The organism is Methylocaldum sp., assembly GCF_039794385.1.
GTDB lineage: Bacteria > Pseudomonadota > Gammaproteobacteria > Methylococcales > Methylococcaceae > Methylocaldum.
This window is the reverse complement of the sequence record NZ_JBDIVO010000092.1, coordinates 1-14,589: the sequence shown is the minus strand read 5'-3', so window position 1 is coordinate 14,589 and position 14,589 is coordinate 1. Positions and strand designations below refer to the sequence as shown.

Sequence of the window (14,589 nt, the reverse complement as noted above, 5' to 3'; positions counted from 1 at the left end):
GGACGGCGACGTCAAAGGCCAAGCCTTGATCATGCCAGCCGAAAACCACCGGCATCAGGATAAGGTGAGCGGCGCTCGAAATGGGCAGAAATTCGGTCAGCCCTTGCAAGAGAGCCAGGTAATACACGTGATGGCAGTCCATGAGGATCCTTTAATCGTCTGAAAAACCGGTGTCGATCAGTTCCCGCAGAACGGCGGTCGCGTAAGCCCCGGCGGGCAGCGCGAATCGCAAATGCATGCTGCTCGGGCCGGACCGTTCCCACTGAAATCCGTCCGGGCAAAGTCGCAGCGGCCGGCGGGCCATCTCGACGCCGAAATCTTCGAGACCGCGGCAGAGAACCGGCTCTTCCTCGGCTGCGGCCGTCTCTATGGCCAGTGCCTCATCGGTAACGGCCGGTGTACCTTTGCCCCAGAGCGCGCCGCTTGGATGAATTTCCTTGGCCTCAAGCCGTTGCGTGATTTCCGGAGTAATAGCGTCGGGCTTAAAAAAACTGCGCGAGTCGGGAAACATGAAGGCATCGCCGGTAACCGCGCGATCCCAGACGTCTCGGCTTATCCGCTTGGCGAGGATGCGGTTGAACAAATGAGAACGCGCGGCAGACAAATAAAGCCCGCGACGGTGAGCGTCCACCCGCCCGAGCGTACCCGCGAAAAGAGCCGATGCCTTCGCAAGGTTCTGTCCCTCGCGGCCGAACCGTTGCGTTCCAAAATAATTGGGAACCCCACATTCGCCGATCTGTTTCAGGCGTCGTTCCAATAGCGGGATGTCGCATTTCAATTCGCGAACGGCGATTTCGAAACGATTGCCGGCTGCCGCGCCTTTTTTTAGCTTGCGGCTGTTGCGCCGGACTTCGAGTATGCGGAGGGAGGGGGATTCAAGTTGCCTCCAGTCCGGTTCGGCCTTGCCCGGCAGCCATACGCTGAACCATTGAATGGTCTTGCCGTGGCGGTCCTTAAGGCCCGCGTAGCCTATGTCCCGTGTCGGGATTCCGGCAAAGCGGGCCAGTTGGCGGGCGACGTAGTCGGTATTTTCGCCGCGTTTTTCGATGCGCAGAAAAAAGTGTTCGCCCTGGTCGGAAGGCTCGAAACCCAGCAGTTCCTCGACGACGAAATCTTCCGGCGACGTCTTGATAATGCCGGTTCCGGCAGGCCCACCAAAGGCGTAGGGCAGGGCGGCGGTCGAATCGCCCATGGCTTAATTTTTCTGAAGGAGCGTTACCGCATAGGCGGAGATGCCTTCGCCCCGGCCTTCGAAGCCCATGCCTTCGGTCGTGGTGGCTTTGACGTTGACCGCGTCGTGCGCAATGTCGAGGTCATCCGCGATGGTTGTGCGCATTTTTTCGATATAGGGCGCGAGCCGCGGCTTTTGTGCGACGATGGTCAGATCGACGTTGACCACGGTGTAGCCGCGTTCGGTGATCTTGGCGTGAACCTCGCGGAGCAAAACCCGGCTGTCTATGCCCTTGAAACTGGGGTCGGAATCCGGGAAATGCCGACCGATATCGCCCAGTGCCGCCGCACCCAATAAGGCATCGCACAAGGCGTGTAACGCAACGTCTCCATCCGAGTGCGCCGCGAGGCTCTTTTCATAATCGATGGCTACGCCCCCCAGGACCAGTTGGCCGCCATCTTTGAACCGATGTGCATCGTAACCTTGACCTATTCGTAGCATTGTCGCTCCAGGTAAAAAGCCGCCAGAGGAAGATCCTCCGGCCGCGTAATCTTGATATTGTCCGGGCGTCCTTCCACGATCTTCGGGCGCAATCCTCGAAGTTCGAGAGCGCTGGCTTCGTCCGTCACGATCAGTTTCCGTTCGGCAGCATCGATCAGCGCATGCTTGAGCATACGAAAGCGGAACATCTGTGGCGTCAGCGCGCGCCAGATCCGGCTGCGGTCGATGGTTTCGACGATTTCGCCCGCCTCTGCGCCTTTCAGGGTATCCGTGACCGGCAGTGCCAGTATGCCGCCGACTTCATCGTTCCTAAGCCGATCGATCAGTTTTTGAACATCGCTGATCGTGATACACAGCCGAGCTGCATCGTGCACCAACACCCAGTCGTCCGGTTCGGCCACGTTCTCGAGACTCGTTAAGGCGGAAAGCACGGAGTCGGCACGCTCCTTACCTCCGGGGGCGACCCGGATCTTGGGATGGGTAGCACAAGGTAGATCGGACCAATAACCATCCTCGCTCCCGAGAGCCACGACGACGCCGGCCAAGACATCGATCGCCAGCAACCGCTCCAGGGTATGCTGCAATACCGGCTTCCCCAGGACTTGAAGGTATTGCTTCGGTACGTCGACCCCCATGCGTTTACCCACGCCGGCTGCAGGGACAATGGCCCAGAATCGATTATTTCGGCAGGTGTCGGTCATGGACAACAGATGCTAACGAGGCCTTTCGGTCTTTTGTGGCGTAGTTTTCCGCTCCGAAGGCTTTGGTTGCGGCGATCGGTCGTGTGTCTTGTTCTTAGGCATTTCGATCACTTGGACGAAAGTCTCTCCCTGCTTGATCATCCCCAGTTCTTGGCGAGCCCGTTCTTCGATGGCGTCCGTTCCTTCCTTCAAATCTCTGACATCGGCTTCCAGCGCCGCGTTACGTTCGCGCCGCTTTTCGCCCTCCTCCGTGAGCTTTTCGATACGGTCCTGCAACTCCTGCAATTCGGCGATTCCGCCATCGCCCAGCCACAGTCGGTACTGGAGCAGGGCGATCAACACCAGCAAGAAGACAATCAGCTTTTTCACACTGTCGTCGGACGGCGTCCCGCCTTTCAGAGCGCTTGACGGAAGGCGCTGCGGCCGGTGTACCGGGCTTTATCGCCCAATTGCTCTTCGATCTTGAGAAGCCGATTGTATTTGGCGACTCTATCGGATCGGCTGAGAGAGCCGGTTTTGATTTGTCCCGCGCAGGTGGCCACGGCGAGATCCGCGATAGTGGTGTCCTCTGTTTCGCCGGAACGGTGCGAGACGACAGCCGTATATCCGGCCTGGTGGGCCATGGCTATGGCTTCCAGGGTTTCCGTCAAGGTACCGATTTGATTGACCTTGATCAGGATGGAGTTGGCGATCTTGGCCTCGATGCCCTGTTTCAGGATAGCGGGATTCGTGACGAAAAGATCGTCGCCTACCAGCTGAATGCGGCTCCCCAGCCGATCGGTCAATAGTCTCCACCCGTCCCAGTCGTCTTCGGCCATGCCGTCTTCGATGGTGATGATGGGATATTTGTCGACCCAGGCAGCAAGATAGTTCGCGAACTCGTCCGAAGTGAACCGTTTATTCTCGGATTCCAGCGTATAGACGCCGTCCCGGTAAAACTCGGAGCTGGCGACGTCCAGGCCGAGATAGATGTCTTTTCCCGCTTTATATCCTGCCCGTTCTATCGCTTCCAGGATGACGCCGATGGCGGATTCGTTGGACGGCAGATTCGGCGCGAAGCCGCCTTCATCGCCCACGCCGGTGCTCAGGCCCTGTTCGGCCAGTACCTTTTTCAGAGCGTGGAAGACTTCGGCGCCGTAGCGGAGAGCTTCCCGGAAGCTGGGCGCGCCGACGGGAAGAATCATGAACTCCTGCATGTCCACGCTGTTGTCGGCATGCGCGCCGCCGTTGATGATGTTCATCATGGGGACCGGCAACAGGAACTCGCCGCTGCGGTTGAGGTACGCGTAGAGCGGCTTGCCGGCATCGGTCGCCGCGGCATGGGCGGTCGCCAGGGAGACGCCGAGAATGGCATTGGCGCCCAAGCGGCCTTTGTTGTCGGTGCCGTCCAGTTCGATCATCTTGCGGTCGATGGCCGCCTGGTCATCGGCGTCCATGCCCAAGACGGCGGACCGGATCGCTGTTTTGACGTTCTCGACCGCTTTCAATACGCCTTTGCCCAGATAGCGGGTTTTATCGCCGTCCCGAAGCTCGATGGCCTCTCGGGTTCCGGTGGAAGCGCCGGACGGCACCATGGCGGAGCCGGTTGCTCCGGAGTCGAGTATGACCTCTGCGGCGACTGTGGGATTGCCTCTGGAGTCGAGCACCTCGTGTGCCCGCACTTCGGTGATTTTGCTCATCGGTTCCGTTCCTCTGGTATCGGAGTGTCGTTGTAATAATTCCGTCTAGACCATTCCGCGTTGTTTGACGATGCGGTCTATTTCGACAAGCACCTCCAAGAGCTCCTTTATGCGAGCCAAGGGCCATGAATTGGGGCCGTCGCTCTTCGCTTTGTCCGGTTCGGGGTGGGTTTCCATGAACAGGCCGGAGATGCCCACCGCCAGGGCGGCCTTGGCCAAGGTCGGTATGAATTCCCGTTGCCCTCCGGAAGCCGTGCCTTGACCGCCGGGCAGCTGCACCGAGTGGGTGGCGTCGAACACCACGGGACAGCCGGTCTCGCGCATGATGACGAGAGAGCGCATGTCGGAGACCAGGTTGTTGTAACCGAACGAGACGCCGCGCTCGCAGACGAGGACCTGTTCGTTGCCGACGGCTCTTGCCTTGTTGGCTACGTTTTTCATGTCCCACGGGGCCATGAATTGGCCTTTCTTGATATTGACCGGCTTGCCTTGCGCACAGACGTCCTGAATGAAGTTGGTTTGCCGGCAGAGAAACGCCGGTGTCTGCAACACATCGACGACGGCGGCGACTTCGCCTAAAGGGGTATCCTCGTGGACGTCGGTCAGCACCGGTACGCCGATGGTATCCCGTACCTTTTCGAGAATGCGCAGTCCTTCCTCGAGGCCGGGGCCGCGGAAACTTTCGTGCGACGAGCGGTTCGCCTTGTCGAAGGAGGATTTATAGATAAAGGGAATGCCGAGGCTGGATGTGATTTCCTTGAGTGTTCCCGCGGTCTCCAAGGCGAGTTGCTCGCCTTCGATGACGCAGGTGCCGCCAATCAGGAAAAACGGCCGGTCCAAGCCGACTTCGAATCCGCACAGTTGCATCAGTTCGCCTTCTTGTTTTGATGATATTCGGCGGCGGCGCGCACGAAGCCCGTGAAAAGAGGGTGGCCGCCACGCGGGGTGGACGTGAATTCCGGATGAAATTGGCAGGCGAGGAACCACGGATGATCGGGGATCTCGATCATTTCCACCAAGCGGCCGTCCAGGGATTTGCCGCACACCCTGAGTCCTGCGTCCTCAAGGGATTTGAGATAGCGGTTGTTGAACTCGTAGCGGTGGCGGTGGCGCTCGTTGATGACGTCCTTGCCGTAGACTCTATGGCCCAGGCTGCCGCTGACCAGCCGGCATTTCTGGCCGCCCAGACGCATGGTGCCGCCCAGATCGGACTTTTCGTCCCGATGCTCGATCGTGCCGGAGTCGTCCTGCCACTCCGTAATCAGGGCGATGACCGGATGCGGTGTTTTCGGCAAGAACTCCGTGCTGTGGGCGCCTTCCAGTCCCGCCGCATCGCGCGCGAATTCGATGACCGCCACCTGCATCCCTAAGCAAATGCCGAGATAGGGGACTTTCTTCTCGCGAGCGTACTTGACCGTGGCGATCTTGCCTTCGACACCCCGTTCGCCGAAGCCGCCGGGCACCAGAATGGCGTCTACGCCTTCCAGCGAGCCGGTGCCTTTGTCCTCGATTTCTTCCGATTCGATGAATCGGATTTTGACCTTGGTCCTGGTCTGAATGCCGGCATGAATGAGCGCTTCGGTCAGCGATTTGTAGGCGTCGGAATGATTGACGTACTTGCCTACCATGGCGATCGTCACTTCATGGCCGGGATGCTCCAGGGCATCGATCACTCTCTGCCATTCGGAGAGGTCGGCCGCGCCGGCATCGAGTTTGAGTTTTTTCACGACGATATCGTCCAACCCCTGTTCGTGCAGCAGCAGCGGAATTCGATAAATGGTGTCGGCATCGACGGCGGAGATGACGGCATCTTCCCCGACGTTGGTGAAGAGTGCGATCTTCGTTCGCTCGGCCTTGGGGATGATCCGGTCCGAGCGGCAAATCAGAACGTCGGGCTGAATGCCGATGGTTCGGAGTTCCTTCACCGAGTGCTGGGTGGGCTTCGTCTTGAGCTCGCCGGCGCTCGCGATGTACGGAACGAGGGTGAGATGAATGAACAGGCATTTGTCATCGCCCAACTCGACTCGCATCTGGCGCGTGGCTTCCAAAAAGGGCAGCGATTCAATGTCGCCGACCGTCCCTCCGATTTCGATCAGGGCCACGTCGTAGCCTTCCGCGCTGAGCCGGATGACGCGCTTGATCTCGTCCGTGATATGGGGGATAACTTGCACGGTCGCTCCGAGGTATTCCCCTCGTCGCTCCTTGCGGATGACATTTTCGTAAATCTGCCCGGTGGTCCAACTGTTGACCTTGCCCATCGTGGTGCTCAGGAAGCGCTCGTAATGGCCAAGGTCCAGATCGGTTTCGGCGCCATCCTCGGTGACGAAAACCTCGCCGTGCTGAAACGGGCTCATGGTGCCCGGATCGACATTGATATACGGATCGAGTTTGGTCAGTGTAACTTTAAGACCGCGGGCCTGCAGGATTGCGGCAAGCGACGATGCGGCAATGCCTTTGCCCAGGGATGAGACGACTCCGCCGGTAATAAAAATATATTTGGTCATTCAACGATGGGTAAATTTAGGCTGCGTAACGATCGCCGAGGCAGCGGCCGTCGCGTCGGACTTCAAAAGGATTTGTCAGCATATTCTACTCAACCTGTGGATCGGAGTCACCGCCCAGGTTGTTTACAATCGAATATTGAATCGCACTAACATGGTGAAAATACAACGACTAATGCGGAGACGTTATTTGATGAATGGGGCGAGATTACTCACGATTGTTTTTGGGGTGGCGATAATGTCCATGGTCTCCGGGTGCACATGGGTAGAGCTCAAGCCGCAGGGCGAAAAGATTCGTATGCTCACGCCGCCCGAAGTGGGGCGCTGTAAATTTTTGGGGCGTATCACGTCGAATACGGCGGCGACCATCGGTATCTTTGCCCGCAGCAAAGATACCGTACAAGAGGAAGTTGAACGTCTCGCCCGCAATAACGCGGCGGACATGGGGGGAGACACCATCGTGCCGACCGGCCCCCTGATCGATGGTGAGCAGTCTTTCAATGTTTACCGCTGCATCAATCCTTAATTAGCCGAAGGCAGTGCGCCGGAAAAACTCTCCGGCGCGTGCCACCGGATCACGATATTAAAGTCGTTCGGTTGCCCGGCATAAGAATCGGACACCCACCATCCCGCCACTGCGGCTAGCTCGTCGCCGATGTAGATCAGCGGTGTTCTCTCCCGGATCCAAGGTGTAATGCCGGCTTCCTGAAACAGTTTTTTCAGATCGTGGGAGCCTTCGCGGCCGGGCAGGCGTAGCGATTCGCCGCCTTGCCGGTAGCGAACGGTGATTTTGCCGGCTCGCCATGCCGTTAACGAGATGCCGGCTCGTTTTTCAGTGGTGACGCTGAGGTCGCCGTTCCCGTCCGGCAGATGGAGTGTCGTAGCACCATCCCATGGAATGACTCTATTCGGATGGAAAGGCGAAGCGGCCGGCATCAGGAAGATCTCTCCCCGATAGCGCCGAATCTCGCCTTCGCTCCACCGGATTACGGGATTTCGGTCCGGTCTGGCGTTCAGCGTTTCGTTCAAAACCCTATCAATAACGCGAGTCGAAGGCATGCGGAAACCGCGGCTCCGCAGCCACTCGCGCAGAATCAGGCGGCGGTCCGCTTCCGAACACGGCCTCAGCCGATCCAGAAGAAGCGTGTTTCGCAGCGGATGAATAACGGACTTCAGCAAGTCCGCGGCAAGCGAGTTCAGCAGCGTTTGCGCTTCGGCACAATGTTGGGCCGTGCGGACCAGCGCGTCCTTGGTCGCCGGCCAGCGGTTTTCGAGCAAGGGGATGATCTCGTGGCGTATGAAATTGCGGTCGTAACTCAAGTCGCGGTTGCTGGGGTCTTCGATCCAGGTCAGCTCGTGTGCTTGAGCGTACTCGCGGAGCTGTTCGCGGGAAAAAGACAGTAACGGCCGCAGCAGAAATCCTGGGCCGAAGGCGGTGCGTTCCGGCATGGCGGCAAGGCCGGCGATACCCGCTCCGCGAAGCAGTTGGAGCAATAGCGTCTCCGCCTGGTCGTCCCTATGCTGTGCGGTCAACAAGACCTCGCCGTCGGACAGAAGCGCGCGCAGGGCATCGTAGCGCGCGTTTCGCGCGGCTTCCTCTGGACTCTCGCCGGGTTTCGCGGCGGCGTTGACCCGTAACAGACGGAACGGAATTCCAAGCATCCGGCAGCTCGCTTCGCAAGATTCGGCCCATTCTTCGGCGGCTGTTTGCAGGCCGTGATGGACATGTACGGCAGTAAAGCGGAGGTTCGGATCTTTGGCTTTCAGTTCCGCACAGAGATGAAGCAAAACGAGCGAGTCGAGTCCGCCGCTGTACGCGATCCAGTAGCGGGATGCCGGCGGCTGGCGAGATAGGATTCGATCGAGTGTTTCGGTACAAAGGCTCATCTAAGCCGTGAAGTGAGGGGCGGTGATTATCCGCCCCGCATCAATGAAGCTAGGCTACGGCTTCCTCGAAAATGCCGTAGCTCATCAACCGCTCGTAGCGCTGTTGCAATAAGGTCTCGATGGACGTGCGACGCAGCTCTTCGAGATGCCGTTTCAGTGCCGCTTTCAAATTATCGCCGGTTTGCTTGCGGTCGCGATGGGCTCCGCCCAACGGTTCGGGAACAATCTCATCGATGAGTTCCAGTTCCTGCAGCCGATCCGACGTAATGCCCATGGCTTCGGCCGCGAGCTCGGCCTTGTCCGCGCTTTTCCAAAGAATGGAGGCGCAGCCTTCCGGCGAAATGACGGAATAGGTGCTGTACTGAAGCATCAACAGGCGGTCGCCCACACCGATAGCCAGCGCGCCTCCCGAACCGCCTTCGCCCACCACGGTACAAATGATCGGGGTGCGCAGTTTGGACATTTCGAAAAGGTTGCGGGCGATGGCCTCGCTCTGACCCCGTTCCTCTGCGCCGATGCCGGGATAGGCGCCGGGCGTGTCGATAAAGCAGAGGATGGGTAAGCGGAACCGCTCGGCGAGATGCATCAACCGGAGCGCCTTGCGGTAGCCTTCGGGCCGCGGCATGCCGAAATTGCGGTAGATCTTTTCCTTGGTATCGCGGCCTTTTTGATGGCCGATGATCAGAACCGGCTGTCCGTCGAGTTTGGCGAGTCCACCCACGATTGCCGGATCATCGGCGAATCCGCGATCCCCATGAAGCTCGTGGAACTCATCGAACATCAGGTCGAGGTAGTCCAGCGTATACGGACGCTGGGGATGGCGGGAAATCTGCGATATCTGCCACGCCGTCAACGAGGAGAATACCGATTCGGTCAGCTTGCGGCTTTTTTCTTCAAGCCTCGCAATTTCCTCGCTGATGTTGATTTCATTGTCGAATCCGACGCGCTTGAGTTCTTCGATTTTGGCTTCGAGTTCGGCAATGGGTTGTTCGAAATCTAGGAATTTCAGGTCCATTTGTCGTTTTTTTAGGGTGCACGGAGAAGGCCTAGTTTAACACCTCGGCAAGGAAATTCCGCAGACTCTCCCAAGAGCGGCGATCGGCGGTCTCGTCGTAAACCGTACCGAACGATCGATCGTTTGCCATGGGATTGGTGAAGGCGTGCAGGGTGTTACCATAAATATGGATTTGCCAGTCTGCCTCGGCTTCGGTCAGTTCTTTAGCCAGATTCGCCGCCTGATCGGGTGGTGCCATGGGGTCGTCGTGGCCGTGCAGCACGAGAACCTTGGCCTTGATTTTATTGCCTTGAGTATTGCCCGGCGGCAAAAATAAGCCGTGGAAGCTGACAACGCCGCGCAGATCGGCGCCGGTGCGGGCAAGGTCCAGCACGCATAGGCCGCCGAAGCAAAAACCCATGGCCGCGATCCGTTTGGGATCGACCTGGGGGAGCTTGCGGACGGTTTCCAGAGCTGTGGTGATGCGGTCCTGCAACAGGCGGCGATCATTCATGAGCGGATTCATCAGCCGTGCGTTCTCCTCGGGGCCGCTTCCGATGATGCCTTTGCCATACATATCGAGTGCAAACGCGGCGTAGCCCAGTTCGGCCAATTTACGAGCCTTGTTGCACACGAATTCGTCCCTGCCTCCCCAAGCATGAGAGATCAATACGGCCGGCAAAGGCTGAGGGCGCTTATTGTCATACGCGAAAAAGCCTTCGAGCTGAACGTCGTTATGGCTGTAGTCGATGGCTTGAGTTGTAACGGCCATTAAGAAGGTCTCCAAAAGTATCGAATGAATTAGGCAAATAGCTTAAAGGATCGTCGGTCTTAACGAGGTGCATCCCCGGTCGAGAAAGAATGCCGCCATTGCTGATCCTCCCGCTCGAAGATGCGGTCGGCTTCCTCGGGGCCCCAGGAGCCGGCGGGATAAGTGTGGATGAATTCCCGCTCTACCGACCATGTTCTTATGATGGGATCGACGACTCGCCAGGCCCATTCCACCTCATCCGAGCGCAGGAACTGAGAGTGATCGCCGCCGATGACGTCGAGCAGAAGGGACTCGTACGCGTCCAATTGATAACCGGCCTGATAACAGGTGCTGGCATCGAGTTGAGTGGTTCGGGCGCGCATGCCGATGCCGGGTTCTCGAACCTGAACCTCGGCGCGAATGCATTGCTCGGGCTGTATGCCCATCAGCAGCCAATTGGGGGGCAGCGCCTCGATCTGGGTTTCGCGAAACAATTGCTGCGGCGGGTGCTTAAAGCGTATCGCGATGAGAGAACTGTTCCTCGCCAAGCGTTTTCCCGTCCGCAAATAAAACGGTACATTGCGCCAGCGCCAGTTGTCGATATAAAGCTTCAGGGCGGCATACGTTTCGGTCGTGCTTTGCTTGTCGACCTGCTTTTCGTCGAGATATCCGGGCACCTCCTGGTTGTCGATGCGCCCGCAAGCATATTGCGCACGGAAGGCGTGAGCATGGACCGCAGCCTTTGGGATGGGGCGAATGGATTTCAGCGCCTTGACCTTTTCGTCCCGGATCGATTCGGCGTCCATGGTCGCCGGAGGTTCCATGGCTACCAAAGCCAACATCTGCATCAGATGGCTCTGGATCATGTCGCGCAGCGCGCCGGCGGTTTCATAGTAGTCCGCCCGGTCTTCGATTCCCGCCGATTCGCTGTGGGTGATCTGCACATGGTCGATGAGGTTGCGGTTCCACAACGGTTCCCACATGAGATTCGCAAAGCGGAACACGAAAATGTTTTGCACCGTTTCCTTACCTAAGTAGTGGTCAATCCGAAAGATTTGATGTTCCGTAAAGTTGCGGTGCAGGCAGCGATCGAGGACTTGTGCGTCTTCCAAGTCATAGCCGAACGGCTTTTCCACCACGAGACGGCGCCAGCCGGCGACTTCCTGGTTGAGTCCGCTAAGCGCCAAATAGTCGGCCGCCGCTTTGTATTCGGACGGCGGAAGCGAAAGGTAATACACGTGATTGGGCGGAAACTCGGGGCCAGTGTCCAGGACCTGTCTTAGCTGTACCGATGATTCCGTATCGCCGATGTCCGCCGAAAAGAAATGCAGGCGGTTGCTGAAGCGCTCAAGAGCGTCCCGGTCGAGTGTGCTGCCCAAACGCTCTTCTAGCCATTTGGATACCTCGTCTCTCCAATGGGAATTATCCCAATCCCGCCGGCCGACACCTAAGACGACCATCGCCGCGGGCAGTCGGCCTGCCTTGTCCAATTGGTACAGGGCAGGCATCAGTTTGGTGCGGGAAAGGTGGCCGGTAGATCCAAAAATAGTGAAGACGCACGCGTCGAGCATCGTTTCCTCCCGGCGAATCGGTTATGCCATGGATGATACTGTTTAGCCCCGTTTCCGCCAATGCGTGAACCGGTTGAAATGGCTTCATTGCCTTTGAAATCAGGATTTGATAAGTAGTTTCCCAGTATTTCAAATTTCAACTTGGACTGAGTATTTCGATGAACGAAGATCGGCTGGATCGGGTGCTAGTCTTAATAGACGAAGCTAATGCACAGGACCCTAATAGTGAGGTTTGGCGAGGCGAATCCTATTCCAAGGAATTGCTTTACGGGATGCGCATGACGGAATGGCTTGACCGCCTCTATCCCGATGCGCCGGATTTGCTGCACATCGCCGCGCGCGGGCAGCACATTCGACGTTGGGAGGTTCCCCGGCAGACCTACCCGGACACGCGCGAGGGGTATCTGCAATGGCGCAGCTATCTATATGGTTTTCATGCCGATTGTGTTGCACAGCTTATGACACAAGCTGGATACGATCCGATAGACATCGAGCGGGTCCGCAAAGTTCTTCAGAAACGCGGTTTGAAAAACGATCCGGACGTTCAATCGATCGAGGACGTCGCGTGCCTCGTGTTTCTCGATTACTACTTTGTCGCCTTCGCGGCGATTCACGATGAAGAAAAGCTGATCGGTATCGTCCGCAAGACCTGGAAAAAGATGTCCGAGCACGCGCGGAGCCGCGCATTGGAGCTGGAATTTCCGGAGTCTGTCCGGGCGCTGCTCGCAACGGCTTTGGAAGCGGCATAGGCAGCAAGCGCCAAACGGCGGAGATTACCCGAAGGCGTCAGTGGCGATGATTTTGTGCCAGCTCCGGGCATGCTCGGCTTCTTTCCGCCGATCGCCGTTCATGGGTGTTTCACCCGTCGACACGGCCTCGAGCTGCTTCTCGGTTGGCGAATACTTGTACACGCCGGTGATCGAGATTGCATAATCCGGCTTTAAAAAGCTATAGCAGTGGTTGATCAGGCTTGGATGACCCGGTTCGCGGTCTTGCAGCAGATCAATTACCGCCGCGGCGCAGATCTTGGCCTGCGAGTTGGCGGCAAATGCCGATTTGGGCATGGGCGTTGCCGTACAGGCATCGCCGATAATGTGCACGTAAGGTGCCAGCGGCGATTCGAAGGTGAGCGGATCGATGGGGCACCAGCCCGATTGATCGGTCAGCCCCGCCTGATGCGCGAGTTTGCCGGCCTTTTGCGGCGGGATCACGTTCAAAACATCCGCACGGTGCTCGTCGAACTCGGTGAAGACGACGCGCGATTGCGCATCTACCCGTTCTATCTTTCCTTCCTTTTCCGCCGAGATCCATTCCACCATTCCTGGATAAAGCTCTTCCCAGCCTTGGAGGAAGAGCGATTGTTTGGAGAATTGGGTTTTCGCATCCAGAATGAGCACTTTGGAGCGCGGTTTGTAACGCTTCAAAAAATGCGCTATCAGTGACGCACGCTCGTAAGGTCCCGGCGGACAACGATACGGATTGGCGGGTGCCGTGATCAGAACCACGCCACCGTCAGGCATGGCCTGCAATTGGCGACGCAGAAGTGTGGTCTGTGGCCCTGCTTTCCAGGCATGAGGAGCCAACAGACTGGCAGTCTCGTCGTAACCGTCGATGGCGTCCCAGCGGAAATCGATGCCCGGTGCGACGATTAGCCGATCGTAAGGTATGGCCGATCCATCCGCCAATGACACGGTGCGCCGAGCAGTGTCGATAGTTTGGGCTTCGGCTGTTACCGTTTGAATTCCCTGAACGTTCCTGAGGATGTCATATTTCCGACGAAGCTCATCGGGCTGCTTTAGGCCGGCGATAACTTCATTCGATCCGGGGCAGGACAAGTAATTAGCCTGTTGCTCAACCAAAGTGACTTCAAGTTCCGGATTGAGCAGCTTGAGGTACTTCGCAGCGGACGCTCCCGCGAACCCGCCGCCGACTACCGCTACGCGGGCTTTTTCGCGTCGTGATCCGGTGCTGGGATGGTTTACCGAACAGCCGACTGTTCCAAGCGCCGAAATCGCCCCGGCCCACTTGATGAAACTTCGTCGGGAAATTGGTGCCATGCGTTCTCCTAGCGATGATTTTTGAAGAACCGGGCTAACTCTAGGAAATCTTGATATTGATATCCCCTTGCAATGCGGTCCATCACCGTGGCTGAGCGGTAACCCGTTTTAAATTCCTGCATTGTGCGGATGAATTCGGATTCGGGGATGCCGCTAATCGCCGGAATCGAGCCTATACCTTGGCCCGATGCGCCATGGCAACCGGTGCAAGCGAGGGCGATTCGGGCGAAACCCGGGCGCTCAAGATTGTCGCTGAATGCAGCTTGCGGAATCGAAAGTGCGAGCGCACCGGCGTATGCCGATACTTGCAGAATTCGGGTCAGTCGCATATCTGGCCTATTTCTCGGGGAGGGCATCAAGTTAGCGTACATCGCCGAGGCACATTTGAGAATCATGTTGCCTATTGAGCATTTTGAGCATTGGGCTCTGATGCGATGTCCGCTAGAACTGCTGACTATCGTCCGGTCCGTTTGTTTGCAATGAGCGGTTGCCTCTGCTTGGGCACGTTCGAATCAGTCGAGCGCCTTGAAAGCGTCGAGTGACAAGTCTTTGGAAAGGTTTTTTAAGTCACCAATTAAAACAATGGGTTGCGCTTATAAACGACGCTTTTTAGCGATGTAAATATGTATTCTTTCATAGATAGACTGTTCCTTGACAAGGCATGAATGAGTGATAGACTGCAACGCACCCTAGGAGTGGGGCATTTTGTCGCAGGGGCCCTTGGGCCAGGGGCAAGAATGAAGAAGACAAGGATGCACGACGAGGTAGCGGGGCGG

General features: G+C 57.6%; 16 protein-coding genes. 2 read left to right on the top strand and 14 right to left on the bottom strand.

Features of this window, described 5'->3' with window-relative positions; translation table 11 throughout:
• From ABJK70_RS10220 to ABJK70_RS10185, 8 genes are all read right to left on the bottom strand, one after another.
• Nucleotides 1–142: undecaprenyl-diphosphate phosphatase (locus ABJK70_RS10220; protein ID WP_347257932.1), on the bottom strand; the 142-nt coding region annotated here is incomplete at its 3' end.
• A gap of 9 nt (nucleotides 143–151) precedes the next feature.
• On the bottom strand, nucleotides 152–1,192 hold the full coding sequence (truD, locus tag ABJK70_RS10215) for a tRNA pseudouridine(13) synthase TruD (protein ID WP_347257931.1): 1,041 nt from the start codon (nucleotides 1,190–1,192) through the stop codon (nucleotides 152–154).
• 3 nt (nucleotides 1,193–1,195) lie between these two features.
• Nucleotides 1,196–1,672, bottom strand: a complete 477-nt coding sequence (gene ispF, locus ABJK70_RS10210; RefSeq protein WP_077732460.1) for a 2-C-methyl-D-erythritol 2,4-cyclodiphosphate synthase — start codon at nucleotides 1,670–1,672, stop codon at nucleotides 1,196–1,198.
• Nucleotides 1,660–2,373, bottom strand: coding sequence for a 2-C-methyl-D-erythritol 4-phosphate cytidylyltransferase (ispD, locus tag ABJK70_RS10205; protein WP_156879855.1), 714 nt, complete (start codon nucleotides 2,371–2,373; stop codon nucleotides 1,660–1,662). Before ispD ends, ispF begins: the two co-directional genes overlap by 13 nt.
• 12 nt (nucleotides 2,374–2,385) lie before the next feature.
• On the bottom strand, nucleotides 2,386–2,742 hold the full coding sequence (gene ftsB / locus ABJK70_RS10200) for a cell division protein FtsB (protein WP_077732458.1): 357 nt from the start codon (nucleotides 2,740–2,742) through the stop codon (nucleotides 2,386–2,388).
• A 26-nt stretch (nucleotides 2,743–2,768) separates the two neighbouring features.
• On the bottom strand, nucleotides 2,769–4,052 hold the full coding sequence (eno, locus tag ABJK70_RS10195; RefSeq protein WP_077732457.1) for a phosphopyruvate hydratase: 1,284 nt from the start codon (nucleotides 4,050–4,052) through the stop codon (nucleotides 2,769–2,771).
• Nucleotides 4,053–4,097: 45 nt separating this feature from the next.
• Nucleotides 4,098–4,919 (bottom strand): 3-deoxy-8-phosphooctulonate synthase, encoded by an 822-nt coding sequence (gene kdsA, locus ABJK70_RS10190; protein ID WP_086133553.1) that lies wholly within the window; start codon nucleotides 4,917–4,919, stop codon nucleotides 4,098–4,100.
• A complete protein-coding gene (locus ABJK70_RS10185) occupies nucleotides 4,919–6,556 on the bottom strand; it encodes a CTP synthase (RefSeq protein ID WP_133717243.1) in 1,638 nt (545 codons plus the stop codon). Before ABJK70_RS10185 ends, kdsA begins: the two co-directional genes overlap by 1 nt.
• Nucleotides 6,557–6,746: 190 nt before the next feature.
• Here ABJK70_RS10185 and ABJK70_RS10180 point away from each other — a divergent pair, with 190 nt between their 5' ends.
• Entirely contained in the window at nucleotides 6,747–7,079 is a 333-nt protein-coding gene (locus ABJK70_RS10180; RefSeq protein ID WP_166642547.1) for a DUF4156 domain-containing protein, read from the top strand.
• Here ABJK70_RS10180 and tilS read toward each other — a convergent pair.
• Genes tilS through zwf form a run of 4 tightly spaced genes read right to left on the bottom strand, consistent with a single transcriptional unit; the run spans nucleotide 7,076 to nucleotide 11,756 of the window.
• Nucleotides 7,076–8,440 (bottom strand): tRNA lysidine(34) synthetase TilS, encoded by a 1,365-nt coding sequence (tilS, locus tag ABJK70_RS10175; RefSeq protein WP_347257930.1) that lies wholly within the window; start codon nucleotides 8,438–8,440, stop codon nucleotides 7,076–7,078. The genes ABJK70_RS10180 and tilS overlap by 4 nt on opposite strands.
• Before the next feature lie 49 nt (nucleotides 8,441–8,489).
• Nucleotides 8,490–9,455, bottom strand: a complete 966-nt coding sequence (accA, locus tag ABJK70_RS10170; protein WP_086133556.1) for an acetyl-CoA carboxylase carboxyl transferase subunit alpha — start codon at nucleotides 9,453–9,455, stop codon at nucleotides 8,490–8,492.
• A gap of 31 nt (nucleotides 9,456–9,486) precedes the next feature.
• On the bottom strand, nucleotides 9,487–10,206 hold the full coding sequence (locus tag ABJK70_RS10165) for a dienelactone hydrolase family protein (RefSeq protein WP_347257929.1): 720 nt from the start codon (nucleotides 10,204–10,206) through the stop codon (nucleotides 9,487–9,489).
• 59 nt (nucleotides 10,207–10,265) lie between these two features.
• Entirely contained in the window at nucleotides 10,266–11,756 is a 1,491-nt protein-coding gene (gene zwf / locus ABJK70_RS10160) for a glucose-6-phosphate dehydrogenase (RefSeq protein ID WP_077732450.1), read from the bottom strand.
• 158 nt (nucleotides 11,757–11,914) lie between these two features.
• Here zwf and ABJK70_RS10155 point away from each other — a divergent pair, with 158 nt between their 5' ends.
• Entirely contained in the window at nucleotides 11,915–12,505 is a 591-nt protein-coding gene (locus ABJK70_RS10155; protein WP_347257928.1) for a DUF4202 domain-containing protein, read from the top strand.
• A gap of 24 nt (nucleotides 12,506–12,529) precedes the next feature.
• Here the strand turns inward: ABJK70_RS10155 and ABJK70_RS10150 are convergent, their stop codons facing one another.
• Both ABJK70_RS10150 and ABJK70_RS10145 read right to left on the bottom strand, forming a co-directional pair.
• Nucleotides 12,530–13,813, bottom strand: coding sequence for an FCSD flavin-binding domain-containing protein (locus ABJK70_RS10150; RefSeq protein WP_156879859.1), 1,284 nt, complete (start codon nucleotides 13,811–13,813; stop codon nucleotides 12,530–12,532).
• 8 nt (nucleotides 13,814–13,821) lie between these two features.
• The gene (locus ABJK70_RS10145; RefSeq protein WP_077732447.1) at nucleotides 13,822–14,142 is read right to left on the bottom strand and encodes a c-type cytochrome; all 321 of its coding nucleotides are present in this window, start codon (nucleotides 14,140–14,142) and stop codon (nucleotides 13,822–13,824) included.
• Nucleotides 14,143–14,589: the final 447 nt, after the last annotated feature.